Annotated in this window: 25 protein-coding genes; 14 read left to right on the top strand and 11 right to left on the bottom strand. The window is 59.5% G+C overall.

The window, feature by feature from the left end; translation table 11 throughout:
• Positions 1 to 172 precede the first annotated feature (172 nt).
• Entirely contained in the window at positions 173 to 1588 is a 1416-nt protein-coding gene (locus GFN93_RS03720; protein ID WP_153499058.1) for an acetyl-CoA carboxylase biotin carboxylase subunit, read from the top strand.
• Between the two features lie 26 nt (positions 1589 to 1614).
• Positions 1615 to 3432, top strand: coding sequence for a sodium-extruding oxaloacetate decarboxylase subunit alpha (oadA, locus tag GFN93_RS03715; protein ID WP_153499057.1), 1818 nt, complete (start codon positions 1615 to 1617; stop codon positions 3430 to 3432).
• Between the two features lie 192 nt (positions 3433 to 3624).
• On the opposite strand, the gene doeB is transcribed toward oadA, so the two are convergent.
• Positions 3625 to 4614, bottom strand: coding sequence for a N(2)-acetyl-L-2,4-diaminobutanoate deacetylase DoeB (gene doeB, locus GFN93_RS03710; protein ID WP_153499056.1), 990 nt, complete (start codon positions 4612 to 4614; stop codon positions 3625 to 3627).
• A gap of 206 nt (positions 4615 to 4820) precedes the next feature.
• Positions 4821 to 5180: a hypothetical protein gene (locus tag GFN93_RS03705; RefSeq protein ID WP_153499055.1), complete on the bottom strand. Its 360-nt coding sequence runs from the start codon at positions 5178 to 5180 to the stop codon at positions 4821 to 4823.
• A 218-nt stretch (positions 5181 to 5398) separates the two neighbouring features.
• Here GFN93_RS03705 and gmk point away from each other — a divergent pair, with 218 nt between their 5' ends.
• The 3 genes from gmk (at position 5399) to spoT (ending at position 8704) form a co-directional block, all read left to right on the top strand.
• Positions 5399 to 6022 carry a guanylate kinase gene (gmk, locus tag GFN93_RS03700; protein WP_153499054.1) on the top strand — a complete coding sequence of 208 codons (624 nt, stop codon included), beginning with the start codon at positions 5399 to 5401 and terminating at the stop codon, positions 6020 to 6022.
• 136 nt (positions 6023 to 6158) lie between these two features.
• Positions 6159 to 6422 (top strand): DNA-directed RNA polymerase subunit omega, encoded by a 264-nt coding sequence (gene rpoZ / locus GFN93_RS03695; RefSeq protein ID WP_035232669.1) that lies wholly within the window; start codon positions 6159 to 6161, stop codon positions 6420 to 6422.
• Positions 6423 to 6595: 173 nt separating this feature from the next.
• Positions 6596 to 8704: a bifunctional GTP diphosphokinase/guanosine-3',5'-bis pyrophosphate 3'-pyrophosphohydrolase gene (spoT, locus tag GFN93_RS03690; protein WP_153499053.1), complete on the top strand. Its 2109-nt coding sequence runs from the start codon at positions 6596 to 6598 to the stop codon at positions 8702 to 8704.
• 126 nt (positions 8705 to 8830) lie between these two features.
• Here spoT and GFN93_RS03685 read toward each other — a convergent pair whose 3' ends face one another.
• Positions 8831 to 9268, bottom strand: coding sequence for an REP-associated tyrosine transposase (locus tag GFN93_RS03685; RefSeq protein WP_407921780.1), 438 nt, complete (start codon positions 9266 to 9268; stop codon positions 8831 to 8833).
• 243 nt (positions 9269 to 9511) lie between these two features.
• Here GFN93_RS03685 and GFN93_RS03680 point away from each other — a divergent pair, with 243 nt between their 5' ends.
• Entirely contained in the window at positions 9512 to 9898 is a 387-nt protein-coding gene (locus GFN93_RS03680; RefSeq protein WP_153501806.1) for a RidA family protein, read from the top strand.
• 194 nt (positions 9899 to 10092) lie between these two features.
• Positions 10093 to 10329, top strand: coding sequence for a DUF2789 domain-containing protein (locus GFN93_RS03675; RefSeq protein ID WP_153499051.1), 237 nt, complete (start codon positions 10093 to 10095; stop codon positions 10327 to 10329).
• Between the two features lie 414 nt (positions 10330 to 10743).
• On the opposite strand, the gene GFN93_RS03670 is transcribed toward GFN93_RS03675, so the two are convergent.
• Entirely contained in the window at positions 10744 to 11322 is a 579-nt protein-coding gene (locus GFN93_RS03670; RefSeq protein ID WP_328594208.1) for a TVP38/TMEM64 family protein, read from the bottom strand.
• Between the two features lie 203 nt (positions 11323 to 11525).
• Between GFN93_RS03670 and GFN93_RS03665 the strand changes: the two genes are divergently transcribed.
• Positions 11526 to 11978, top strand: coding sequence for an SRPBCC family protein (locus GFN93_RS03665; protein ID WP_153499050.1), 453 nt, complete (start codon positions 11526 to 11528; stop codon positions 11976 to 11978).
• Between the two features lie 277 nt (positions 11979 to 12255).
• Here GFN93_RS03665 and GFN93_RS03660 read toward each other — a convergent pair whose 3' ends face one another.
• From GFN93_RS03660 to GFN93_RS03650, 3 genes are all read right to left on the bottom strand, one after another.
• Positions 12256 to 13362 (bottom strand): 5-(carboxyamino)imidazole ribonucleotide synthase, encoded by a 1107-nt coding sequence (locus tag GFN93_RS03660; protein ID WP_153499049.1) that lies wholly within the window; start codon positions 13360 to 13362, stop codon positions 12256 to 12258.
• A gap of 44 nt (positions 13363 to 13406) precedes the next feature.
• On the bottom strand, positions 13407 to 13898 hold the full coding sequence (gene purE, locus GFN93_RS03655) for a 5-(carboxyamino)imidazole ribonucleotide mutase (protein ID WP_035232652.1): 492 nt from the start codon (positions 13896 to 13898) through the stop codon (positions 13407 to 13409).
• Positions 13899 to 14424: 526 nt separating this feature from the next.
• Entirely contained in the window at positions 14425 to 15279 is an 855-nt protein-coding gene (locus tag GFN93_RS03650; RefSeq protein WP_153499048.1) for an NAD-dependent epimerase/dehydratase family protein, read from the bottom strand.
• Positions 15280 to 15483: 204 nt separating this feature from the next.
• Between GFN93_RS03650 and GFN93_RS03645 the strand changes: the two genes are divergently transcribed.
• On the top strand, positions 15484 to 16386 hold the full coding sequence (locus GFN93_RS03645; protein WP_153499047.1) for a hydrogen peroxide-inducible genes activator: 903 nt from the start codon (positions 15484 to 15486) through the stop codon (positions 16384 to 16386).
• 99 nt (positions 16387 to 16485) lie between these two features.
• Positions 16486 to 18582, top strand: a complete 2097-nt coding sequence (recG, locus tag GFN93_RS03640) for an ATP-dependent DNA helicase RecG (protein ID WP_153499046.1) — start codon at positions 16486 to 16488, stop codon at positions 18580 to 18582.
• A gap of 165 nt (positions 18583 to 18747) precedes the next feature.
• Here the strand turns inward: recG and GFN93_RS03635 are convergent, their stop codons facing one another.
• Positions 18748 to 19530 (bottom strand): substrate-binding periplasmic protein, encoded by a 783-nt coding sequence (locus tag GFN93_RS03635; protein WP_153499045.1) that lies wholly within the window; start codon positions 19528 to 19530, stop codon positions 18748 to 18750.
• A 238-nt stretch (positions 19531 to 19768) separates the two neighbouring features.
• Here GFN93_RS03635 and GFN93_RS03630 point away from each other — a divergent pair, with 238 nt between their 5' ends.
• The 3 genes from GFN93_RS03630 (at position 19769) to GFN93_RS03620 (ending at position 21577) form a co-directional block, all read left to right on the top strand.
• Positions 19769 to 20044 (top strand): hypothetical protein, encoded by a 276-nt coding sequence (locus GFN93_RS03630; protein WP_153499044.1) that lies wholly within the window; start codon positions 19769 to 19771, stop codon positions 20042 to 20044.
• A 203-nt stretch (positions 20045 to 20247) separates the two neighbouring features.
• Entirely contained in the window at positions 20248 to 21138 is an 891-nt protein-coding gene (locus GFN93_RS03625; protein WP_153499043.1) for an NmrA/HSCARG family protein, read from the top strand.
• 13 nt (positions 21139 to 21151) lie between these two features.
• Positions 21152 to 21577, top strand: coding sequence for an SRPBCC family protein (locus tag GFN93_RS03620; RefSeq protein ID WP_153499042.1), 426 nt, complete (start codon positions 21152 to 21154; stop codon positions 21575 to 21577).
• A 155-nt stretch (positions 21578 to 21732) separates the two neighbouring features.
• On the opposite strand, the gene GFN93_RS03615 is transcribed toward GFN93_RS03620, so the two are convergent.
• The 3 genes from GFN93_RS03615 to GFN93_RS03605 form a co-directional block, all read right to left on the bottom strand.
• On the bottom strand, positions 21733 to 22095 hold the full coding sequence (locus GFN93_RS03615) for a SpoIIAA family protein (RefSeq protein ID WP_194285739.1): 363 nt from the start codon (positions 22093 to 22095) through the stop codon (positions 21733 to 21735).
• 84 nt (positions 22096 to 22179) lie between these two features.
• Positions 22180 to 22374: a hypothetical protein gene (locus tag GFN93_RS03610; protein WP_153499040.1), complete on the bottom strand. Its 195-nt coding sequence runs from the start codon at positions 22372 to 22374 to the stop codon at positions 22180 to 22182.
• A 145-nt stretch (positions 22375 to 22519) separates the two neighbouring features.
• Positions 22520 to 22966 (bottom strand): YtoQ family protein, encoded by a 447-nt coding sequence (locus tag GFN93_RS03605; protein ID WP_153499039.1) that lies wholly within the window; start codon positions 22964 to 22966, stop codon positions 22520 to 22522.
• Positions 22967 to 23127: 161 nt separating this feature from the next.
• Here GFN93_RS03605 and GFN93_RS03600 point away from each other — a divergent pair, with 161 nt between their 5' ends.
• Positions 23128 to 23934 (top strand): DUF3298 and DUF4163 domain-containing protein, encoded by an 807-nt coding sequence (locus GFN93_RS03600; RefSeq protein ID WP_153499038.1) that lies wholly within the window; start codon positions 23128 to 23130, stop codon positions 23932 to 23934.
• The last annotated feature ends 29 nt before the right edge of the window (positions 23935 to 23963 follow it).

The raw sequence follows: 23963 nt of genomic DNA, 5'->3' as shown, positions 1-23963 counted from the left end.
ATTTGTTTCAGCCGGAGGATCTGGCGATCAGGGCGCGATCCGCTGCAGCCCTTATAAAACCTGACTTCAACGCCAAACTATAAGCAATACCTTATATTCACCTAACCAGATTCTGATTTCCACTTATGGTTTGACCGGCATAGCCTCCACACCCTCGATGGAGGAGCTTTTCATGCTGAAGAAAGTCCTGATTGCCAACCGGGGCGAGATCGCGGTGCGGATCATTCGTGCCTGTGCCGAGATGGGTATCCGCTCGGTGGCGATCTACACCGAGCCCGACCGCTACGGCCTGCACGTGAAGCGCGCGGACGAGGCCTACTCCCTGGGCGATGACCCCATTGCCGGGTATCTGGACCCGCAGAAGATTGTCAGCCTGGCCAAGCAGGTGGGCTGCGATGCGATCCACCCGGGCTACGGGTTCCTGTCGGAGAACGCCGATTTTGCCCGCCTGTGCGAAGAACAGGGGGTGCGCTTTATCGGCCCGAAATCCGAAGTGATCCACAAGATGGGCGACAAGACCCAGGCCCGCGACAGCATGCGCGCCGCCGGGGTGCCGGTGACGCCAGGCTCGGAAGGCAACCTTAAGGATCTGGACGATGCCCTGGCACTGGCTGGCGAGATCGGCTATCCGGTGATGCTGAAGGCCACCTCCGGTGGGGGCGGGCGCGGCATCCGTCGTTGCGACAGTGCCGACGAGTTGCGCACCCAGTACCCGCGGGTGATCAGCGAGGCCACCAAGGCCTTCGGCAGTGCGGAAGTATTCCTGGAAAAGTGCATCGTCAATCCGCGCCATATCGAGGTGCAGATTCTCGCCGACAGCCAGGGCAATGTGATTCATCTGTACGAGCGCGACTGCTCCATCCAGCGCCGCAATCAGAAACTCATCGAGATTGCTCCCAGTCCGCAGCTCACTCCCGAGCAGCGCAACTATATTGGTGGCCTGGCCGTGACCGCCGCCGAGGCGGTGGGCTACGAAAATGCCGGCACGGTGGAATTCCTGCTCACCGGCAACGAAGTTTACTTCATGGAAATGAACACCCGGGTGCAGGTGGAACACACCATCACCGAGCAGATCACCGGGGTGGATATTGTCCGCGAGCAGCTGCGCGTGGCTGCTGGCTTGCCGCTGAGTTACCGCCAGCAGGACATCAGCTTTCGCGGCTATGCCTTACAGTTTCGCATCAATGCAGAAGACCCGAAGAACGACTTCCTGCCCAGCTTTGGCCGGGTGAGCCATTACTACGCGCCGGGCGGCCCGGGCGTGCGAGTGGATACCGCCATCTATACCGGTTACGAGATTCCGCCCTATTACGATTCCATGTGCCTGAAGCTGGTGGTGTGGGCGCTGCAGTGGGACGACGCCATTGCCCGCGGTGAGCGTGCCCTCGATGACATGCGCCTGCATGGCATCCGCACCACCGCCAGCTACTACAAGCAGATTCTCCAGCACCCGGATTTCCGCGCCGCGGATTTCAACACCAGCTTTGTGCCCGAGCATCCGGAACTGCTGCAGTACTCGGAAAAGAAACATCCCACGGAAATGGCGCTGGCCATTGCTACCGCCCTTGCCGCCCACGCCGGCTGGTAATCCGTTGCCGAAAACAGGAATTGATCATGAGTAACCCTAACGCCAAGAAAGTCGAAATTACCGATGTAATCCTGCGCGACGCCCACCAGTCGCTGATCGCCACCCGCATGCGCACCGAAGACATGCTGCCGATCTGCGAGAAGCTGGACCAGGTCGGCTACTGGTCACTGGAAGCCTGGGGCGGCGCCACCTTTGATGCCTGCGTGCGCTTCCTCAAGGAAGACCCATGGGAGCGTCTGCGCAAGCTGCGCGAGGCGCTGCCCAACACCCGCCTGCAGATGCTGCTGCGCGGCCAGAACCTGCTGGGCTATCGCCATTACGCCGATGATGTGGTGGAAGCGTTCGTACAGAAGTCCGCCGACAACGGCATGGACGTGTTCCGGGTGTTCGACGCCCTGAACGATGTGCGCAACCTGGAAACCGCCATGAAAGCCGTGAACCAATCCGGCAAGCATGCCCAGGGCACTCTGTGCTATACGACCAGCCCGGTGCACACCCCGGAGCTGTTCGTGACCATGGCCAGGCAGCTGCGTGACATGGGCGCCCACTCCATTGCCATCAAGGACATGGCCGGCCTGCTGACGCCCTACGCCACCTATGATCTGGTCAAGGCACTCAAGGAAGCCGTGGATCTGCCGCTGGTACTGCACAGTCACTCCACCGCCGGTCTCGCGCCGCTGTGTCAGATGAAGGCCATCGAAGCCGGTGTGGATCGGATCGACACCGCCATCTCCGCGTTCGCGAGTGGCACCAGCCACCCGGCCACGGAAGCCATGGTGGCGGCACTGGCGGGTACCGAGCATGACACCGGTCTGGACCTGACGTTGCTCAGCGAGATTGCCGATTACTTCCGCGAAGTGCGCAAGAAGTACCACCAGTTCGAAAGCGAATTTACTCGCGAAGACGTGTCCGTGCAGATCAACCAGGTACCGGGCGGCATGATGTCTAACCTGGCCAACCAGCTTAAAGAACAGAACGCACTGGATCGCATCCGCGAAGTATTCGAGGAAATTCCCCGCGTGCGTGCCGACCTGGGTTACCCGCCGCTGGTGACGCCGTCTTCGCAGATCGTGGGCACCCAGGCGGTGTATAACGTGCTCTCCGGTGAGCGTTACAAGACCATCACCAATGAAGTGAAGCGTTACTTCCAGGGTGGCTACGGTCAGGCGCCGGCGCCGGTGAATCCGGAAGTTCAGAAAAAGGCCATCGGTAATGAGAGCCCCATGGAAGGTCGCCCGGCGGATCTGCTGTCGGCGGAGCTGAACAAGCTGCGCAAGGACATCGGCGAACTGGCGCAAAACGAAGAAGACGTACTCACCTTTGCCATGTTCCCGGAGCTGGGCCGCGAGTTTCTGCAGCAGCGTGCCGACGGCACCCTGAAACCGGAGGCCCTGTTGCCCGAGCCGGTACCCGGCAAACAGAAGGGAGCAGAAGGCACACCCACCGAGTTCATCATTGATGTGCACGGCGAAACCTATGAAGTGGCCATCACCGGTGTGGGTGACGCCGGCAGCGGCAAGCGCAAGCTGTACCTGTCGCTGGACGGCATGCCGGAAGAGACCATCTTCGAACCGCTCAACGCTTACGCCGCTGACGGCGGTGGCAGCAAGCGCCGTCGCGCCACCGATCCAGGCCACGTGACCACCGCCATGCCAGGCAACGTGGTGGAAGTGCTGGTGAAGGAAGGCGATGCGGTGAAAGCCGGCCAGGGTGTGATGGTGACCGAAGCCATGAAAATGGAAAACGAGATCCAGGCCAACATCGCCGGCACCGTGAAGGCGGTGTATGTGGAGAAAGGGGATCGGGTGACGCCGGGCGAGGTGTTGATCGAGATTGAGGCGTAAAGAGAGAAGCAGTTACGAGTTGCGAGGAGCGAGTTTCGAAAATCTTTAGACCGCGCGATCCGGAAAGTTTTGCCTTTCGCAACTCGTTACTCGTGACTCGCTTTTGGAATCATTACCTCGCTCAGGCTCGGATCGCCAGCAGGCTGGCTCCTACAAAAGGCAGCGCCCCATCAAGGTCCAGATCTTTGCCGGTTAACGCGGTACCGCCAGCACCGCAAAGGTGTCGCCCACATTGACCAGCGCCGGGTGGCGGCGACCGATCAGCATAGCGTCATAGGGGGCGCGACATTCTTTGGGGGGTTCGCCGGTGCGATGCATGTCATGGATGCGTGCGATGACATCGCCTTCTTTTATCCAATCCCCCAGCGCCACCGTAAATTCCAGAATCCCCGCATGCTCACTGACCCGGTAGGCGTCGCCATCGGGAATTTCCAATGCCTGCGACGGCAGGGTTTCCACCTCACCGGCCAGCACGCCGGCATGGCGGAGCACATTGTCGATGCCCCGCTCGGCAATGGCGACGGTCTCCGGTGTGGTGGTGCCGCCGCCGCGCAGTTCGGTGCTGATGAACACCTTGCCCTGCCCTTCCACCGCGCTGTCGAACAGCACATCGCCCTCCAGTTCGGCCATGAACAGGGTGTAGGGCGCGCCAAAGGCGGCGGCTCCGGCGAGGCAACGGGCTTCGAAGCCCTTGTCGGCCATGCGATGGGTGGCGGCAAACGGCAGCAGGTCCAGGGTCTTGCCGCCGGAATGAATATCCAGCACCACATCACTGATGGGCACCAGATAACGGGTGAGATAATCCGCCAGTTTTTCCGTGAGGGTGCCCGCCGGGTTGCCAGGGAAGCAACGGTTCAGGTTGCCGCCATCCAGCGGCGACGTACGCGTGCCATTCAACACGGCCGGATGATTGAGCATGGGCACGATAATCACCCGCCCGGTGATCTGCTCCGGCTGTAAACGGTTCGCCAGTTTCAGCAGCGCAGTGATGCCCTCGTATTCATCGCCGTGATTACCACCAGTGAGCAGCGCCGTGGGGCCCTCACCATTGCGCACCACAGTGATGGGCGTCATCACATGCCCCCAGGCGGAACCATCATGGGAATGGGGCAGTTTGAGAAAACCGTGCTGGACACCATCGCGGTCAAAAATCACGCTGGTCGTAATCGGGCTCTCGCTCATACCGGCTAAACACTCACTGACAAGACATTGCCGACATAGTGCGCCTTTGCCCGTTTACTTTCATCGAGATTCCGCATCACAGGACACGAAAGTTTTTCCGCAAAGGGGATCACGCACAGAACCCCTGCCCGACCGACCACAACGGACTGAAAGGGTGTGCAGGGGCGGAACACTCCGCCCGCAACAACACACGTGTCGAGCTCGAATTATTCCTTGGCGGGCTTGTCGGTCTGGCTTTCAGTCTCGTCCAGGTATTTCTGCATCATATCCATATGCTGCTGCATCTGTTTGATCATGCCCTCCATGTACTCACGACGGGCTTCCGGGTCTCCCGCCATGGGCATACCCTGCATCTGCTCCCGCATCATGCCCATATGCTGGCGCAGCATGGGCATGGTGACCGGGCCCTCACAGTGGCCCATCATCCGCCCGGCGCCCATACCCATCATGCCGTTACCACAGGGCGCCATACTGTCATTGCCTTTGCCCATCTCAGCCGGGGCCGCCAGCGCAGACACCGTCAGGCCCAGCAGGGCCGCTCCCATCACGGTCTTGATCGTTTTCATTGCAACACTCCTTGTCCTTGTCGATCACTGAGTCGTTGTCGATATCCGACCCTCTGAGTGTCTACCTCCTCTCTGCCGGCAATATTGACCCGCATCAATTCCCAGCCCCAGTGCTGCCCCATCCCGACCAATGGTCCGCCAGTCTCCATGCATATGACGTGCAGTTGCATTTGTCCCTATAATGCGCCTTTTAACCGGGATCACAGGATCAGCTCGTTATGGCCGACAAAGGCACGCTCTATATTGTTTCCGCCCCGTCCGGCGCCGGCAAAACCAGCCTGGTGGCTGCGCTGGTCGACAAGCTGGCCCAGTTGCGTCCATCCGTATCCCACACCACCCGCCCCATTCGCCCCGGCGAAGAGCACGGGGTGAACTACCACTTCACTGATCGCGACGAATTTGTCCGTCTGGTGGAGCAAGGGCGTTTTCTGGAGCACGCAGAGGTGTTCGGCAACCTCTATGGCACCAGTTCTGACTGGGTAAAACAGACTCTGCATGGAGGCGAGGACGTGGTTCTGGAGATCGACTGGCAGGGTGCCAGCCAGATCCGCAAGCAGATGCCGGAAGCCGTGAGCATCTTTATCCTGCCACCGTCACTGGAAGAGCTGGCCGAGCGACTGCGCGGCCGTGATACCGATGATGAAGAGGTTATCCAGCGCCGCCTCAATGGTGCCCAGGAAGAGATGAGCCACTACGCCGAGTTCGATTTCCTGGTCGTCAACGATGACTTCAGCCGCGCCCTGTTCGAGCTGGAGGCCATCGTGGAAGCCCGCCGGCTCCATATTGTGCGCCAAAGCGTGCGGCTGGAGCCGATTCTGGAGAACTTGCTGGCCGGGCGCTAAGCCCTCCCTGCGGGAGCATGGCCAGCCCCGAGGCCCCAGCGGCACTGGACTGATCAAGCTTTCACCATTAAAATCCCCGCCTTGCGAATTTTTGTTGGTGTTGCCCCCTGGCGGCACCCGCCTGTAGGAGAACAACATGGCACGTGTAACCGTTGAAGATTGCCTGGAACAACTGGATAACCGCTTCGAGCTGGTACTGGTGGCTGGCAAACGCGCCCGTCAACTGCAGACTGGTGGCAAGGAGCCGCGTGTAGCCTGGGAAAACGACAAGCCCACCGTGGTTGCCCTGCGCGAAATTGCCGAAGGTCACGTGACTGCGGATTCCGTGGACAGCCCGCTGGCTGACCGCAACGCCGACGTGGACGAGCTGGCCCTGCTGACCCAGTCTTTCGGCGAGTAACACCCCGGTTCGACGAAGATACCGCCCTGGTATCTTCGTCCGCTTCCGCCATAGCGTTTCCCCGGTTTGCCAATTGGTACAACCTATCTCCTTGTCATAGACAAAACCCCTCCTCAAATCTAAGCTAAGAGTGAATTTCACTAGCTAACTCGCCAAGGGCGTGACGAGGACTTTTGCCCACCATTCATAACCTGGAAAAACGGCTACGCAGTTATCTGGACGATGAACAAATCGGCCAGGTCGTACGCGCTTATCATTTTGCCGAGAAGGCACATGAGGGCCAGTATCGCCGTACCGGGGATCCTTACATCACGCACCCGCTGGCCGTCGCCAATATTCTGACCGACATGCACATGGATCACGCCTCGTTGATGGCGGCCATGCTCCATGACGTGATTGAAGACACTGGCGTCAGCAAGGAACAGCTGGCGGAAGAGTTCAGCGAGGAAGTCGCCGAACTGGTGGATGGTGTTTCCAAGATCGCCCAGATCAAATTCGAATCGAAGGCAGAGCAGCAGGCCGAAAACCTGCGCAAGATGATGCTGGCCATGACCCGGGACATCCGCGTCATTCTTATCAAGCTGGCCGACCGCCTGCACAACATGCGCACCCTGCATGTGATGCGCGCCGAAAAGCGCCGCCGCATCGCCACCGAGACCCTGGAGCTGTACGCCCCCATCGCCTTCCGCCTGGGCATGTACAACATGCGGGTGGAATACGAAGACCTGGCCTTCCACGCCATCTATCCCATGCGTGCCAAGCTGATCGGTCAGGCGGTGAAGAAGGCCCGTGGCAACCGCAAGGAAATTCTCACCACCATCAAATCCAGCCTGGAGCACTGCCTGGAAGAAGAAGGTATCGAGGCGCGGGTACTGGGGCGCGAGAAACACCTGTTCAGCATCTATTCCAAGATGAAGGAACAGCACAAACCGTTCGCCGACATCATGGATGTATTCGGCTTCCGCATCATCGTTGACCGGGTGGACACCTGCTACCGGGTGCTCGGTGCCGTGCACAATTACTTCACTCCGATTCCCGGCCGCTTCAAGGATTACATCGCCATTCCCAAGGCCAACGGTTATCAGAGCCTGCACACTACCCTCAAGGCACGCTCCGGCATTCCTCTGGAAATGCAGATCCGTACCGAGGAAATGGAGGCCATGGCCAACAATGGCATTGCCGCCCACTGGCTGTACAAGTCTGACGACGAGCCCGGCACGCCGACCCACAGCCGCACCCAGAGCTGGATGCAGCGCCTGCTGGAATTGCAGCAGAAGACCGGTAACTCCATGGAGTTTATCGAGAATGTGAAGGTGGACCTGTTTCCGGACGAGGCCTATATCTTCACCCCCAAAGGCGATATCAAGGAACTGCCTGGCGGCGCCACGGCAGTGGACTTCGCCTACGCGGTGCACACAAATGTGGGCAACAAGTGCGTGGCAGCACGCATTGATGGCAAGCTTTCGGCCCTGTCCACCCCGCTGGAATCCGGGCAGACGGTGAAGATCATTACTGCCCCCAACGCCACCCCCAATCCTGCCTGGCTCAACTTTGTCGTCACCGGCAAGGCACGCACCAACATTCGCCACTTCCTCAAGCACCAGCAGCGCGAAGATGCGGTGGAGCTGGGCCAGCGCCTGCTGGAAAAAGCCCTGCACAGCTACGATATGGGCCTGGACGACCTGCCCATTGAGCGGGTGGTCAGTGAGCTGGCCGGCAACGGCTATTTCGAGCTGGATGACCTGCTGGAAGATATTGGCATCGGCAACCGTCTTGCCCCGCTGGTAGCCAGGAAACTGGCTGGCGCGCGAGATGATGACGAGCGCCACGAAGATGATCGCAAACCGCTCGCCATCCGCGGTAGTGAAGGGCTGATGGTGAGCTACGCCAAGTGCTGTTACGCCCTGCCCGGCGACACCATCATCGGCCACCTCAGCGCCGGCCGTGGCATCGTCGTGCACCGCGATTCCTGCAAAAACCTGCTGGCAGAAATGCGCAACGCGCCGGAAAAATGCATCGCGCTCAGCTGGGACAAGGACGTGGAGCAGGAGTACACCGCGGCCCTGCGTATTGAACTGATCAACAAGCGCGGCGTGCTCGCCACCCTGGCCAACAGCGTGTCCGAGCTGGGCTCCAACATCGACACCATCGACATGGCCGAGAAGGACCCGACCCTCACCATCCTCAACGTCACCATGACTGTGAAAGATCGGATCCACCTGGCGCGCATCATCAAGAAACTGCGCACCCTGGACAGCATCGTGCGGATACACCGGCTTTAAAGACGCTGGACGCCTGACGCAGCTGCGTCACGCCAAAACGATCCTGCCACCGTAGGAGCCTGCCTGCAGGCGATCTTTTACTTGTCGAGGCAAGAGATCGCCTGCAGGCAGGCTCCTACGGCAATATTATGGCAGCCAGATTGCGTCCCAGTGCGGGTAATCTCTGACACTTTTTGCCAAGCCTGCGCGAAGTGGATTGGCCACGATGTAACGCGCAAGCTGGACCAGGTCTTCCTCTTCCCTCACTGCATGATCATGAAACCCCCTCTGCCAACCAGCGCTATGACCGGCTGCCCGAAGCGATCTCGTGGAGCGTGATTTGATCCGTTGTACGACAGCAGACAGCGACTCTTTAGAGCCCAACTGCATCAACCAGTGAAAATGGTCAGGCATCACCACATACGCCAGCGTGTCGGCTAGACCTGACGCTTGCGCCTGAATCAACTCGCCAATGAGAGTTCTGGCCGCCTGCGTAGTCGCAAAATGGGGCAGCCGGTTATGAGTAACAGAGGTAATCATGTATATCCTGCCCACCTCACTGACGCGGCCGTTTCTGAGGTTCATTCCATGCATCAAGAAAGGCTAACGCTGGGGAGAAAGCCACCCAATTCGCCAGTATCTCCAATCGCCGTAGGAGCTTGCCTGCAAGCGATGTCATTCATCTGCGACAGCAAATCGCCTGCAGGCAGGCTCCTACGGCGGGATATCCTACCGGTGTTGCGTGTGAACGGGTGGCGTGCCAGCATAGCCGATTCCCTGTTTCGCCTGCTGGCTGTTGCCGGGGGCACAACCAATGAAGATCGCATCATGTCCAACCATTCTGTAATCAGCACCGACAAGGCCCCGCAGGCCATTGGCACTTACTCCCAGGCAATCAAGGCAGGCTCTACCGTTTATCTGTCTGGCCAGATTCCGCTGGTGCCGGCCACCATGGAGATGGTGGACGGAGACATGGAAGCGCAGATCGAGCAGGTATTCAGCAACCTGACCGCGGTATGCGAAGCCGCTGGCGGCTCCCTGCAGGACATCGTCAAGCTGAACATCTTCCTCACCGACCTCAGCCACTTTGCGCTGGTGAACGAAGTTATGGCGCGTCACTTCACCCAGCCCTATCCGGCCCGTGCGGCCATTGGTGTGGCATCCCTGCCCAAGGGTGCCGGTGTGGAAATGGACGGCATCATGGATATTGCTTAAAAGCCGCAACACGCAGCATGCATCACGCAACACGCGCCCGCTTTCAGCGGGCGTTGTTGCTTTTGGCGCCTCAAGCGTCCAGCGCGCCACCAAACCCTCCCAAAGGATGGGAGACAGTACGGTTGAAAAAGCGCAGGATCAGGGTCAGGTTATAGGAAAGGCCTCATTCACCAGCCATGAGAAGGGAGTGCGATATGGATACCGCGACCCACGACCTCAATACCCTGTTTGCCCAGCTTGGGCTGGATAACAGCGACGACGATATCGAAGAGTTCATCCACACTCACTCGGGTCAACTCAGCCCCAGTATGCAACTGCACCAGGCCCCGTTCTGGACGGTTTCCCAAGCCCGGTTTCTGGTCGAAGCCGTGCGCGAGGATGCGGACTGGTCAGAAGTGGTGGACTCGTTGAGTGCGTTGTTGAGGCATTAAGACAGCTTCTAGCTTCTGCAAGCATCCCGCTGTGGGAGTTCTCTGTGCTCGTCAGGGTATGCCTGCAAGCGATCAGAGCCTTGGCGAGGCAAAAGGTTCGAGTTACGAGTAACGAGTTGCGAAAGACAAAACCCCAACCCTGGGGCTCGGCCGCCGGTTTTAGATTTTCGAAACTCGTCACTCGAAACTCGCTTCTGGAATCTTTACCTCGCTTGGGCGCGGATCGCTTGCAGGCAGGTTATTCGCTTCGCTCCCCCTTCGGGGCCGCACTCCGTGCGTTACTCCGCTGCGCCACGTTCCTACGGCGCCATGATAGCAAACTTGCCCTTCACACGAGGGTTTGGGCGCGGGCCGGAGCCGCTTTCGGGTGGCACAGCCTCAATCCGCGTTGAAGTTGCAGCCTGGAGCTTGTATCTACCCAATCGGTAGCAGCAACAGAATCCGGTCGAAGAACAGGCAATACACCATGATCGGCAATGGCAGGCCAATGAGCGTGCCGATCAGGTAGGGGCGCAGGGGAACGCCGCTGAGCGCCAGCGTGTAGTTGAGGGCAGGCATGGTCTGGAACACGGTGCGCAGCAGCGCCACGCTCTGGATCGGGTGGGTGTCCAGCTTGGTAAGGATTTTCTGCGCCCAGGGGTTATTGATTTCTCGCAACGCACTGCCACCGAGGCCGCGCACCAGGGCAAAGGTCACCAGGCACGAGGTCACTGCTGCCAGATACGTCACCAGCCCGCCCATCACCGTACCCAATGCCAGAATCGCCGCCACCAGGAAGATCCAGCCGGGCAGCTGAATCAGGTTGCCCACCACAAACACCAACATGAAGATCACCATTCCGGTAATCGGGTTGGCCTCCAGATGCTCGCGCAAAAAAGACACCGACAGCTGTGCTCGCAATCCGGTCATTTCCACGGCAATCAGCACCAGCGCAATGATCATGACCAGCATGATCAGGCGACGGTAGCGAGTGAGCGAGAGAGCAAGTGACACGGCACGGGTCCTGTTATTGATGAAACGTTCAGTTTAGACCATTCACCGCAGGAAAGAATGTGAAGAGCGTATAAGAGATGTAGTGAAGCCGGCCTGCTGGCCACACACCTGGGCGAGTCATCGGATCGGTGTATCACGCCGTGGCGTTGCAAGTTCGGCGCTGACACCCGACACTCTGGCAATAACAAGAAACAGAGACAGCCATGCCCGTCATCCTCAAGAACAGCATCCTGATAGCGGCACCTTGCCAGCCCGTTTTTGACTACGTCACCCAGCCCTGGCGGTGGCATGAATGGCACCCCAATTCCCTCTCCGCCCGGGCCGAGGTGGATCGCCTGCAGGTCGGCGATCACTTTGATGAAGTCATTGAAGTGCAACCGCTGGCCCCCCTGCCTCCGCGGCTGCAGCGTCAAACGCACTATGTGGTCGAAGCCAGCGAACCGCACCAGCACTGGAAGGTGCGCGGCGATACTGGCGATGGCTGGCTGGTGATTCGCTATGACCTGACGGGCGACGGGCATCAGACCCGTTTTGAACGCACCCTGACCTTCGATGTGCGCTGGCCGACCCGCCTGCTGCTCCCTGCCCTGAAACGGCAGATGCGGCGGACATCCGGTATCGCGCTGGGGAATCTCAAGGTGAAGCTGGAAAGCTAGCGTCCCTGTAAGAGCCTAGCTCGGCTGGGCGAAAGAGCGGTTTTGCGGGTGCAGGTGCGAGTTGCGAAAGACTGACCCTGTTGGAGCTCTCTGTGCTCGCCAGGGGATGCCTGCAAGCGATCCGAGCCTTGGCGGGGAAAGGATTCCAGAAGCGAGTGACGAGCACCGAGTTTCGAAAGGCAAACACTCGCAACTTCATGGGGTTTGGGTTTTCGCAACTCGAAACTCGTTCCTCGCCTCCGAGAACTGATCCACTCAGAGCACTCCGGGAATGCTGTCAGCCGAGCTTGAGTTCGGAGTCGAGTACGTCCTGATAGCCTTCAGGCAGCACATCCGCCCAGGCATCCAGACCTTCTCGCAGACCTTCCAGGGTATCCGCCACCAGGTTGGCGTGGCCCACCTTGCGACCCGGTCGCACGCTCTTGCCGTACCAGTGCACGACGCCAGGATGCTGCAGCCAGGCGCCCTCGAAGGGGGTGCCAATCAGGTTGACCATGGCAGAGGGGCCATGGACATTCAGTGCATGCAGGGACACACCCGCCAGCGCATGAACGTGCAGATCAAACTGGGACCAATCCGCCCCTTCATGGGTCCAGTGGCCAGAGTTGTGTACCCGCGGGGCAATCTCGTTGACCATCAGCTGGCCATCCACTTCGAAGAACTCCACCGCCATGACGCCAGCGTAGTTGAGCTCTTCCATGATGCCGCGGAGCATGTCTTCCGCCGGCTTCTGCAGATCGGCACAGGCATTGGCCGGTGCCAGGCTCAAGCGCAGGATGCCGTCCACGTGCCAGTTGCGGGTGAGCGGGTAAAACAGGGTTTCACCGTTGAGGCTGCGCGCACCGACAATGGACAGCTCGCGACGGAAAGGAATTTTTTTCTCGACGATGGCCTTGCCCGCCAACTCCGCTGCAGGCACGGCGGACAGGTCACCGCCTTCACCCACAATCCAGGTGCCGCGACCGTCATAGCCTCCGGAACGGGCTTTCACCACCACGCCACCGAACTGGTCCACCGCGGCCTGTAAATCGTCGACCTTATCCAGCAACACCCACGGCGCCGTGGGGATACCCAGCTTGTCGAGCATGGACTTCTGGGTGAAGCGATCCGGGATCACTGCCAGTGCGCCACGGGCAACGCAACGATCGCTTTTCGCCAGCTCTGCCGACAGGCCTTCTTCCGGGAACGCTTCCCGCTCCACGGTGATCACCGGATAACGCTCCTGGCACTCCTCCCAGCTGATCGGCACAGCCAGATCGGAGGTGCCCGGCAGCAGCAGGGCGCGCTCCGGATCATAGCGATCCACCACCAGCCCCAGCCGCGCCGCAGCTTCCGCCATCATCAGGCCAAGCTGGCCACCACCAAGAACGAGTACGCGATTCATAGCAAATCCGTCAGGTCACACAGGGACAGGAGTGGCACCAGGCATCAGCCCTGGCCCAGCTCCGCGTTGGCCAGCACCTCATCCGCACGGGAGGCCTTCCAGTCAGCGATCTTGTTGAGCAGTTCCGGATTCTCCGCCGCCAGCATCTGGGAAGCCAACAAGCCAGCATTCCAGGCACCAGCAGCGCCGATGGCCAGGGTGCCCACGGCCACGCCCTTGGGCATCTGCACGATGGACAACAGGCTGTCCCAGCCAGACAGGGTGCGGCTTTTCACCGGTACACCCAGCACCGGTAGCGGCGTCAGGGCGGCGATCATGCCCGGCAGGTGGGCGGCACCGCCGGCACCGGCGATGATCACCTTGTAGCCGTTTTCGTGGGCGCTTTTGGCGAAGTCGTACATGCGCTGGGGGGTGCGGTGGGCAGAGACCACCTCGGCTTTCCAGCCAACACCAAACTGGGTCAGGGCGTCACAGGCTTCTTTCATGGTTTCCCAATCAGACTGGGACCCCATTACCACGGCAACCGGTGTGCTCATTCACTTCACTCCATTGCGCCCACCACGGGCATTTGCGGCGCATCAGGCTAACCCGGCACCGCCACAGACAAAATTTGAGGCGCACACTTTACTAATGCCAGCGCCGTAGGCAAGTCTATCGGCGAAAAAATCACCAATTCCCCCGTCATTCTCCGACAGGAGGGGGATTTTAGCGTGAAATGCGCGGGAATGCGCTTTGAAGCAGCTACGAGCTTCAAGCGGCAAGCTACAAGGCGCGGAGGAGGCCCGAGTGAATCCAGCGCCCTGCCCGCGCTCGCGCCTTTTCGATTCGGGGAGGCCAGCGAGTTACGAGTTTCGAGTTGCGAAGGTCAAGACCCGGTAATCGACTTTACGATTGCGGGAGCCAGCCTGCTGGCGATTGTGAGTTTTTCCAGGCCTGAATCGCTTGCAGGAATACCCTGACGAGCACAGAGAGCTCCCACAGCAGGTAGAGAACGGTTCGGTTTTGATCTTCGCAACTCGAAACTCGTACCTCGTCACTCCATCACAATGCGAGCATGGGCCCCTACTGCTCGGGGCTGCTCCTCTCCGCCAGCACCTGCGCATACCCTTCCTGATAACCAGGATATTTCAGGGTGTAGTGCCCCTGGGAGATATACAGGCTTCTGACCTGTTTGCCGGCAGGTGTGTTGTCGAGCGCATCGTCAGGCACATCAAGAGTCAGCCCCTGTTGCTCGGCCAGCCACTGGAGCACATCCAGGTTCCGGCCGCCCACATTGTCAGTGCCCACCACCAGTGGTGGCATTTCCCGGCCTTCCAGCCAGCCGCTGGTCACGCTGTGCAACAGGCCCACGCAGTCATCCCGGTGGATGCGATTGGTCCACTGCGCCGCAGGCAATGTTTCCTCACCACGGGCAAGGCGGGCAGCCTTGTCGATCAGCCTGTAACGTCCCGGGCCATAGATACCGGTGAACCGCACCGCCGTGCCCATGGCCCGCACACTGATTTCTTCTTCCGCCGCCAACAGCACCTTGCCGTTATACCGTTCCGGCCTGGGCGGCGTGGCCTCATCCACCTCTCCGCTGAGCTCACCGAACACCGCGCTGCTGGACACAAACACCACTGGCGGCAAGGGCTGTTGTTGCGCCACCGCCTCCAGCAGTGTCAGCGGAGCACGCACGTAGGCCTTCAAGTAACCCTCTTCGCTGTACTCGGCGGGGGTCATGATGATGACCATCAGGTCCACCTGATCCGGCGGCAGCATGGCCGCGCCCTCGGTCAGATCCTGGCTATACAGCTCCACGCCGACCGGGCAGCCATCCCCACGGCGAATAGCACTGACACGATGGCCATCAGCCAGTAATTGTTCCGCCAGACCGGTACCCAGATCTCCCAGACCCGCAATCAAGATGTGAGACATAACAAACCAATGAATAGTTAATAATGAATAATTAATAGCGAAAAACTGCGGGCACCACTTACGTGAAAGCGCGGCCACGGACGGTGAGGATACTAGTCGCGAGTTATTAGCTATTAACTATTCATTATTAATTAATGACTGCTCTGGCATCACTCACCTTTGGGGTGCACAATGCAGAGACCATCGGCTAAACATATCGACGCCATGACACTAACAGAACTTCGCTATCTAGTCGCCCTGGCCCGCGAGCGCCACTTCGGCCACGCCGCCCAGTCCTGCAATGTCAGCCAGCCCACCCTGAGTGCCGCGATCAAGAAGCTGGAAGAGCAGCTGGGCATGCCCCTGTTCGAACGTCGCCCCCGCGAAGTGGTGGTCACGCCTCAGGCGGAACCGATCGTCACCCAGGCTCAGCGGGTGCTGGAGCAGGCGGACCTATTGTCACAGATGGCCATGAGCCAGCGTGACCAACTGGGCTCGCCGTTACGCGTCGGCGCGATTTTTACCGTAGCGCCCTATCTGTTTCCGTCCATGGTGCCTCGGGTGCGCAAGGCCGCCCCGGACATGCCACTGTTTATCGAGGAAAACTATACCCACGTGCTACGCCGCAAGCTGGAGCATGGGGAGCTGGACGCCATCATCGTTGCCTTGCCTTTTTCCGGTGGCGGCCTGGTGCGGGCACACATGTATGAAGAATCCTTCTCGGTGCTGTTGCCCAAAGGCCACCCGTGGGGCAAGCAGCAGCAGATTGCCCCCGAACAACTGCTTAATGAAACCCTGCTGTTGCTGGGTGAAGGGCATTGCTTCCGAGACCAGGTCATGGAATTGTGCCCGGCCATCGACTCCCAGAGCCAGCGTAATCTGGTGCAGATTGAAGGCGGCTCTCTTGAAACCCTGCGACACATGGTGGCCGGTGGCCTGGGCGTAACCGTACTGCCCAACTCTGCGCTCTATCAGCATGGCTACGACAAGGACACCTTCACCGTGCGCCCGTTCGAGGAGCCAGTCCCCTCGCGGACCATTGCGCTGGTGTGGCGTGACAGCTTCCCGCGTCCCAAGGCCATCGAAGTGCTGCGTCAGGCGGTGCCGAAGGAAGGGCTGTCGGGTTAATCAGTCACGAGAAGCGAGTTTCGAGTTGCGAACACCCCTCCAGCTTTGCCTTTCGTCACTCGCTACTCGCTACTCGCTGCTTTTGGGTAATGCTTGATCATGGCCAGTGATTCTCTCTCCAGTCTGCCTCTCCACCGCCTCAAGGGCGTGGGGCCGGCTGCGGCGGAAAAACTGACCAAGCTGGGCCTGCACAACCTGGAAGACCTGCTCTTCCATCTCCCCTTCCGTTATGAGGATCGCACCCGCATCACGCCTATAGGCAGCCTGCGCCCGGAAACCGGCGTGGTGATCGAAGGGGAAGTGATGGCGGCAGACGTGGTGTTTGGCCGCCGCCGCGCGCTGTTGTGCAAGGTGGCCGACGGCACCGGCATGGTATCCTTGCGCTTCTTTCATTTCACCGCTGCGCAAAAGAACAATCTGGAACGGGGTCGCCCCATTCGGGTGTATGGTGAGCCGCGCCCCGGTGCTGCCGGGCTGGAGTTCTACCATCCGGAATACCAGATTGCCCACGGCAGCCAGCCCTTGCCACCACTGGAAAAAGCCCTGACACCGGTGTACCCCACCACCGACGGGGTAAGCCAGAAGACGCTGCGCAATCTCACCACCCAGGCACTGAACTACCTGCAGGCTCACCCGCCGCAGGAGCTGATTCCCCATGCCCTGCTGGACCAGAGTGGCCTGCCCAGCCTCAGCGAGGCCCTGCACAAACTGCACAACCCGCGTCCCGACGATCCAGTCAACCTGCTGCTGGAAGGCCAGCACCCGGCGGTGAAGCGGTTGGTCATGGAAGAGATGGTGGCGCATCAACTGGGCATGCTGCAAAAGCGCGCCGGCCAGAAGGCATTTCATGCCCCACGCCTCACCGGCGCCTCCCTGTTTGAGCAACTGCAAGCCAGCTTGCCCTTTGCGCTCACCGGCGCCCAGCAGCGCGTGATTCGCGAGTTGATGGCGGATATGGGCAAGCCGCACCCCATGCTGCGTCTAGTGCAGGGGGATGTGGGTTCAGGCAAGACCCTGGTCGCCGCCGCCGCCGCGCTGGCCGCCATCGAAGCGGGTTACCAGGTGGCCTTGATGGCTCCCACGGAACTACTGGCCGAGCAGCATCGCGACAACTTCCGGCACTGGCTGGCGCCACTGGGCATCGAGGTGCAGTGGCTGGCCGGCAGCCTGGGGGTTAAGGCTCGCCGGGAAACCAATGCGGCGCTGGCCGATGGTTCCGCACAGATTGTGGTGGGCACCCATGCCCTGTTCCAGGAAGCCGTCCAGTTCCATCGCCTCGGTCTCACCATCATTGATGAGCAGCATCGCTTCGGGGTACAGCAGCGTCTTGCCCTGCGCGAAAAGGGGCGCTTCGAAACCCGTCATGGCGTGCAGGTGCCCCACCAGCTGGTGCTCACCGCCACCCCGATTCCCCGCACCCTGGCCATGAGCGTGTATGGCGACCTGGATACCTCGGTGATCGACGAGATGCCACCGGGTCGCAAACCCATCGATACGCTGGTGCTCCCGGAAGGCCGTCGCCCCCAGGTGATTGAGCGCATCAATGATGCCTGTCGGGCGGGAACCCAGGCTTACTGGGTCTGCACCCTGATTGAAGAATCCGAAGAGCTGCAGGCCAAGGCCGCCGAAGCCACCTATGAAGAACTGCAGGCTGCCCTGCCGGAGCTAAAGGTGGAGCTGGTCCATGGACGCATGAAGGCCAGGGAAAAAGCCGAACGCATGGCGCGTTTCTCCAGTGGCGAGGCACAACTGTTGATTGCCACCACAGTGATTGAGGTCGGCGTGGACGTCCCCAACGCCACCCTGATGGTGATGGAAAATGCGGAACGGCTGGGGCTTGCCCAGCTGCATCAGTTACGCGGCCGGGTAGGCCGCGGTGGTGAGCAAAGTTACTGCCTTTTGCTCTACAAGAGCCCGCTGTCACTTACCGGCAAGCAGCGGCTGGCGGTGATGCGCGAAACCACCGACGGCTTCGTGATTGCCGAGGAAGACCTGAAACTGCGTGGCCCAGGCGAATGGCTGGGCACCCGCCAGACCGGCGACCTGGCATTCCGGATTGCCGATCTGGTGCGCGATGAAGCGCTGATGGAACCGGCCCGCGAAGTGGCCGACCGGTTACTGGAGGAATGCCCGGCGCTGGTTGATCCTCTGCTGCGCCGCTGGCTCAAGGGCGGGCAGGATTATGCGGATATTTAGGGACGCCTGACGGTAAAACCAGGCCATCGCCATCTAGCACCGTAGGAGCCAGCCTGCTGGCGATTCGGCCTTGATTGCCGCTCTATCGCCTGCAGGCAGGCTCCTACGGCATGAAGAGCGCCGAAGGTTAGATTCAGGCGTCAGGCCTCCAGCGTCCCGCCTTCATCATTCCCCGGAAAGTATCTTCACCGGGATCCACTTGTGCTTCAGGCGCATGAGTTCGCCGCTGCTCATCCATTGCTTGAGTACCGCATCCACCTCTTGTTTCAAGCGGCGGTTTTCCGGCGCCATGACCCAGGCCAGCTGCTCGCTGGTCAGTGGTTTGTAGAGGCCCAGTAAATCGGAACGGTATTGGGGATTGTTGGCCAGGTTCCATACCGTGGGCGCATCATGCACAAAGGCATCTACCTGGCCACCCACCAGCGCGTCCATGGCTAGCGCATTACTGTCAAAGCCGACACCGTTATTGGTCTTGCTCTGCACCAGTGCTTCACCGGTAGTGCCTTTCTTGAAGCCGACGCGAAAATCACTGCGTAATAACACGCCGGGGGCAGACATTTTCGCGGCGTCACTCAGCCGCACCACGGCCATTTGCCCGATGGTGGTGTAAGGCAAGCTGAACAGATACTGCTGCTGGCGCTGTGGCGTAATGGAAATACCGGACATGATGATGTCTATCTCTCCCTCCTCCAGTGCCGCAAAGAGCCCCGCCAGAGAATATTCCCGGAAGCTGACCGGGCGCGCCAGCGCGGCCCCCAGCTGGTTGGCAAAATCCACCTCCAGCCCGGCAAGCTCGCCGCTGTCGTCACGGAAAATGATTGGCGGATAATCCGCCATGATGCCCACACGCAGCTCCTCTCCCTTTGAGCCCCCTTGCAGTCTTTCCAGACCAGTACAGCCTGACAGGACTATTCCCAGCGCCAAGAGCACCATCGATAAAATTCGCATCCCACTTCCTTGTTGACCGTGACAGGGTATAGCTTAACCGGCGCTTAACGCCCCATAAATGGACTTTGGTGACAGCCACTCATCTGCACTATCTCACACCCTTTCGCCGCTCTGAACTCGCCAGCAAATAAAGTGTCTATTATCTCTGGTAAAGCGTCCGCACCCTCACTACTATCGCGCCGCTTTCCCGGTGGCCCTGACGGCCGCCACCTAATGCCAACACTCACAGGAGAAGACCATGGCAGCAGCCCCCAAGCCCATGCGTAACTGGGCGGCAATCGACCCACTGATGCGCAAGGGCGGTGTCCACCAAGCACCCAAAAAACAGACCCGTCCGAAACTGGACTGGCGCGACGCGCTGGACGATTTCGAGGACTGGCAGGACGTCGAGTCCAACAACCAGGCAGAGGACGATAACGAGGGGGCGACAGTCCCCTCTTTTTTTGGCCGCTTCGCGGCTGCAACAAGCTCCACGCAACATGCCACTCACCACACCCACACGCAAAACCATTAACGTCGAGCCGCGACAGCTCTCTGTGTCAGGATTAGCCTGACCCAATATACTCAAGCCTCTGCCCCTCCTTCGTTCATCAAGCTGAATCCCCACGCTGTTAACGCCACCACATCCACCATCTCCCTGACTGATTTTGTCATTGTTGGCGCCCGAGACTCCGGGCATCCTGTGCAGAACTTGCCAGTTCTATAGACGGATACACCATGACAGTCCAACGCATTCTCGTGACCGGCGCCACTGGCGCACAGGGCGGCGCCCTGATCCCTCTGCTGCTCGAAAAAGGCTTTGCCGTTCGCGCCCTGACCCGCAATCCGGACAAGCCCGCCGCCCAGGCGCTGATACGCAAGGGCGTTGAGGTCGTGGCAGGCGATCTTGATGACAGCGTATCCCTGCAACTGGCCTGCAAGGATTGCTACGGTGTCTTTGCCTTGCAGAACTTCTGGGAAAAGGGCGTGGGCTACCAGCGCGAAATCGATCAGGGCATCCGCCTGGCCGATGCCGCCAGGGCGGCCGGGGTGCAGCACTTCCTGCAGACCTCCGTGGCCGGCTGCGAGGAAGCCGGCAACGTACTGCACTTCGCGAGCAAATGGGTGATCGAGCAACACATCGAAAACATCGGCCTGCCGTTCACCATGCTGCGCGAAGTGTTCTTCATGGAAAATTTCTTCGAGCCGGTCATGGGCAACAAAGGCAAGAAAGCCATCAACCCGGCACTGGTACTGGCGACGCTGGATGGCTGCCTGAAAAAAGACGTGCCGTTCCACATGGTGACGGTTGAAGATATTGCCCGCGCCAGCGCCGAAATCTTTGCCAACCCGGACAAGTTCATCGGCAGCAAGCCTGATCTGGCCAGTGATGTGCTGACGGTGGCACAGATGAAAACCATCTACCGGAGCGTGACCGGCAAGCGCCCGCTGCCTTTCCGTATTCCGTTATGGGCACTGCGGCTCACTAACGCGGAAGCCGCCCGCCAGTATGTGTGGAACAACACCGTGCGCTGGCGCTTCGATGTGGAAGCAGTACGCAAGGACTTCCCGTTCCTGACTTCGTTCGAAACTTTCCTGCGACAGCGGCTTGCCGCCAATAACAAGTAAACAGGGGACGAGCATGGCCGTTATTTTTGTGGAGCAGCAATTCACCCAGAGCGCCGATACCGTTTGGCAGCGGATTCGTGATTTTTCTGATCTCAGCTGGCTACCCGGCGTCACCGGCTGCAGTGTCGAGGGTGAAGGGGTCGGTGCAGTGCGTACGGTATCCACTGCTGATGGCGGCCAGGTTGTTGAGGCACTCACCTCACTGAATGACCAATCGCTCTCGTTCGGCTATCGCATACTCAAGGCGCCGGGCGTAAGGGAAGAGACACATTATCAGGCGTATGTAGAAGTGAAACCCGCTGACAGCGGCTGCACGGTCACGTGGCAAGCCAGTTTCAACGGCGGCAACGCCCCACAAGACAAGATTGAAAAAGCACGACTGGGCGCCGAGCAGATGTACCGGATCTGTCTGGCGAATCTGGCGAGATTGCTGGACTAGGACGAGTTGCGAGTTGCGAGTTGCGAGTTGCGAAGAGCAAAACTTGCCCCACGCTGAATTAAAAGGGTTTGCTGTTTATCTTGTGCCTTTCGCAACTCGAAACTCGTCACTCGCTCCGAACGCGCTGATTCTGTAGATGCCAGGTTCTGAAAACATCAGGGCTCGCAAATCCATGCCCTGGCCAGATCCTCCTGATCCCGCTCGAACACTTGCACCTGAATGTTGCTGAACAGCCGGGAGGCCAGATTGCCAAGACGGCGCACCCAATCGGCATCGGACACGACCACCTTTCGCTCCACATCATGCCAGTGGCGAAGACCAAACTTGAGATCTTCCAGCAAGGTGTCCATGGCCACGCCACCGAAACTTTCCAGCTCCACGTAGACTCGGACCTTGGCGTACTCTGTGAGTACCGACTCCAGCCTCTCCACCATGAGGTCAAACTCGGGCCGGGTGATCTTGCCGGAAATCCGTACCCCCACCACGCGGGTGTCATCAAACGGAATCAGGGTCAGCATCGTCTTCTCTCCCTTCTCATCCATTTTTCAGGGCCGCCAGTGACAAGCACCCCTGGAGGAGAGCTTGACGCGTCTCCACGGTGCTTACTGCTTCAGGTCACCCATGCCCGGCGTGATGTCTTTCCCATCATTGAGCATCTCGGCATCCGCGTCCTGGCGCAGCTCCATTGGCTCCGCAAAGGCGGCCTGAGAGATGGCAACCTCCTCAGCGCTGTCTGCCCAGGCGGAGGCAGTGGTCACCAGCATCAAGGTGGCGGCAGCCCATAATTTGGTTGTCATGTTCGCTCCTGAACTGTGAACGTCAGGCATAGGACAACGGAAACACCGGATTCTCTCCCGAGGGAGATGCAAAAGCGGGTAAAAAGACGTTTGTGGAGAATTGAACGGCTGACGCCCCTGATCCGGGGCGTCAGCCGGAGCGGGGTTATGCCTTGAGGATATATGTCAGCATGGCCACCACCTGTTCGGGGGTGCGGGCAACCGCATCCGCCGCAGCGTCCACTTCCTTGAGAGGATGATCATGTTCCTCATCGTGCAGGATGATCATCGGTGTGCCGAGTGCTGCGGTGTAGCCTGCATCAAAGGCCGCATTCCACTGCTTGTACTGCGGCCCGAAGCGGACAACGACCAGATCAGCTTCATCAATCAGCTTGCGGGTACGAATACCGTTAATGCCTGCACCCAGCCGATCTTCCCAGAAGCGTTTGTCTTCTGCGCCGAGAATATTCACGCCCACCTTGTCACTGGCTTCGTGATCCGTCACCGGGCTGGTGAATTCGATATCCAGCTCCAGTTCGGCACAGCCTTGAATGATCCGTTCGCGCCAATCGGTGTGAATCTCACCGGACAGATACACAGTCCAAAAACTCATTTTTGTCTCCCATCATAGCTGCATGCTTGGCCCCATTGGGCCGCTGCAGGATAGTGTTTGCCCATCCCGGTTGCAAAAGGCAACTTGAACCCGGTAAGGCGCTGGCTTTAAATGCGTTAACCGCTGTTTACCACTGTTCACCAACTTTTTAAGGGTACGCCATGCGCATGACAATGGCGCTGCTGCTGGGGATCTTTCTGCTGGCTGGCTGCGACAACGCTGAACAACCGGATAACAACGCCGAGAACAATACTGCTCAGGCACCGGTCGCCGAATCAACGCACAAACCCATCCGCATCCGCATCGAACTGAAAAAAAGCGCCCCGCAATGCGAAGGCAAGGGCTGCCCACACGTTCATATCGCCTGGCTCAACTTTGAAGATCAGCCCGTACTCAACAAGGCCATCGAATCCCGGCTCGCCTCAATGCTGGTGAGAATGGAAGGCGATGCCATCCACGACGGCAGCATTGAGGGTCTGGCTGATGCCTTTCTCGCGGATGCCAGTGACATGGCGATGGCGTCTGAACAGGGCTGGGAGTTGAGTGCCACGGTCAAACATCAACGCTGCGAACATGGTTTGCTGACCCTGAGCATGGAAAGTTATGAATATACCGGCGGTGCCCATGGCCAACCCAATGTGGGCTATTTTCACTGGGACCTGGCACGTCAGCAGTGGTTACAACTTGAAGACCTCCTGATACCGGGTCAGGAAGCAGCATTCTGGGCAGCAGCACGCGAGGCTCATGGGAACTGGCTGGATGAACAGAAACTGGATGAAGCCTTTCGTGACAGCTGGCCGTTCGACAAGACCGATGATGTGTTCTTCACCAATGAAGGGCTGGTGCTGCAGTACAACGTCTACCACATCGCGCCGTACGCCATGGGTCAGCCACAACTGACACTGCCTTATGAAAGGCTAACCGGAATTTTGCGCGACAAGTATCAGCCTGGGCAGGCAAATAATTAAAGTAGCTCTTCTGCTGGGTGCTTCTGACT

It is taken from the genome of Alcanivorax sediminis (assembly GCF_009601165.1).
In the GTDB taxonomy this organism is placed as follows: domain Bacteria; phylum Pseudomonadota; class Gammaproteobacteria; order Pseudomonadales; family Alcanivoracaceae; genus Alcanivorax; species Alcanivorax sediminis.
Note: the sequence above shows the minus strand (reverse complement) of the source record. Positions and strands in the feature narration are given on the sequence as shown.

Excerpts from the sequence above, each read along its gene's own strand:
- GFN93_RS03720 (WP_153499058.1), top strand. The coding sequence starts at position 173 with ATGCTGAAGAAAGTCCTGATTGCCAACCGGGGCGAGATCGCGGTGCGG.
- oadA (WP_153499057.1), top strand. The coding sequence starts at position 1,615 with ATGAGTAACCCTAACGCCAAGAAAGTCGAAATTACCGATGTAATCCTG.
- doeB (WP_153499056.1), bottom strand. The coding sequence starts at position 4,614 with ATGAGCGAGAGCCCGATTACGACCAGCGTGATTTTTGACCGCGATGGT.
- GFN93_RS03705 (WP_153499055.1), bottom strand. The coding sequence starts at position 5,180 with ATGAAAACGATCAAGACCGTGATGGGAGCGGCCCTGCTGGGCCTGACG.
- gmk (WP_153499054.1), top strand. The coding sequence starts at position 5,399 with ATGGCCGACAAAGGCACGCTCTATATTGTTTCCGCCCCGTCCGGCGCC.
- rpoZ (WP_035232669.1), top strand. The coding sequence starts at position 6,159 with ATGGCACGTGTAACCGTTGAAGATTGCCTGGAACAACTGGATAACCGC.
- GFN93_RS03685 (WP_407921780.1), bottom strand. The coding sequence starts at position 9,268 with ATGAACCTCAGAAACGGCCGCGTCAGTGAGGTGGGCAGGATATACATG.
- GFN93_RS03680 (WP_153501806.1), top strand. The coding sequence starts at position 9,512 with ATGTCCAACCATTCTGTAATCAGCACCGACAAGGCCCCGCAGGCCATT.
- GFN93_RS03675 (WP_153499051.1), top strand. The coding sequence starts at position 10,093 with ATGGATACCGCGACCCACGACCTCAATACCCTGTTTGCCCAGCTTGGG.
- GFN93_RS03665 (WP_153499050.1), top strand. The coding sequence starts at position 11,526 with ATGCCCGTCATCCTCAAGAACAGCATCCTGATAGCGGCACCTTGCCAG.
- GFN93_RS03660 (WP_153499049.1), bottom strand. The coding sequence starts at position 13,362 with ATGAATCGCGTACTCGTTCTTGGTGGTGGCCAGCTTGGCCTGATGATG.
- purE (WP_035232652.1), bottom strand. The coding sequence starts at position 13,898 with ATGAGCACACCGGTTGCCGTGGTAATGGGGTCCCAGTCTGATTGGGAA.
- GFN93_RS03650 (WP_153499048.1), bottom strand. The coding sequence starts at position 15,279 with ATGTCTCACATCTTGATTGCGGGTCTGGGAGATCTGGGTACCGGTCTG.
- GFN93_RS03645 (WP_153499047.1), top strand. The coding sequence starts at position 15,484 with ATGACACTAACAGAACTTCGCTATCTAGTCGCCCTGGCCCGCGAGCGC.
- recG (WP_153499046.1), top strand. The coding sequence starts at position 16,486 with ATGGCCAGTGATTCTCTCTCCAGTCTGCCTCTCCACCGCCTCAAGGGC.
- GFN93_RS03635 (WP_153499045.1), bottom strand. The coding sequence starts at position 19,530 with ATGCGAATTTTATCGATGGTGCTCTTGGCGCTGGGAATAGTCCTGTCA.
- GFN93_RS03630 (WP_153499044.1), top strand. The coding sequence starts at position 19,769 with ATGGCAGCAGCCCCCAAGCCCATGCGTAACTGGGCGGCAATCGACCCA.
- GFN93_RS03625 (WP_153499043.1), top strand. The coding sequence starts at position 20,248 with ATGACAGTCCAACGCATTCTCGTGACCGGCGCCACTGGCGCACAGGGC.
- GFN93_RS03620 (WP_153499042.1), top strand. The coding sequence starts at position 21,152 with ATGGCCGTTATTTTTGTGGAGCAGCAATTCACCCAGAGCGCCGATACC.
- GFN93_RS03615 (WP_194285739.1), bottom strand. The coding sequence starts at position 22,095 with ATGCTGACCCTGATTCCGTTTGATGACACCCGCGTGGTGGGGGTACGG.
- GFN93_RS03610 (WP_153499040.1), bottom strand. The coding sequence starts at position 22,374 with ATGACAACCAAATTATGGGCTGCCGCCACCTTGATGCTGGTGACCACT.
- GFN93_RS03605 (WP_153499039.1), bottom strand. The coding sequence starts at position 22,966 with ATGAGTTTTTGGACTGTGTATCTGTCCGGTGAGATTCACACCGATTGG.
- GFN93_RS03600 (WP_153499038.1), top strand. The coding sequence starts at position 23,128 with ATGCGCATGACAATGGCGCTGCTGCTGGGGATCTTTCTGCTGGCTGGC.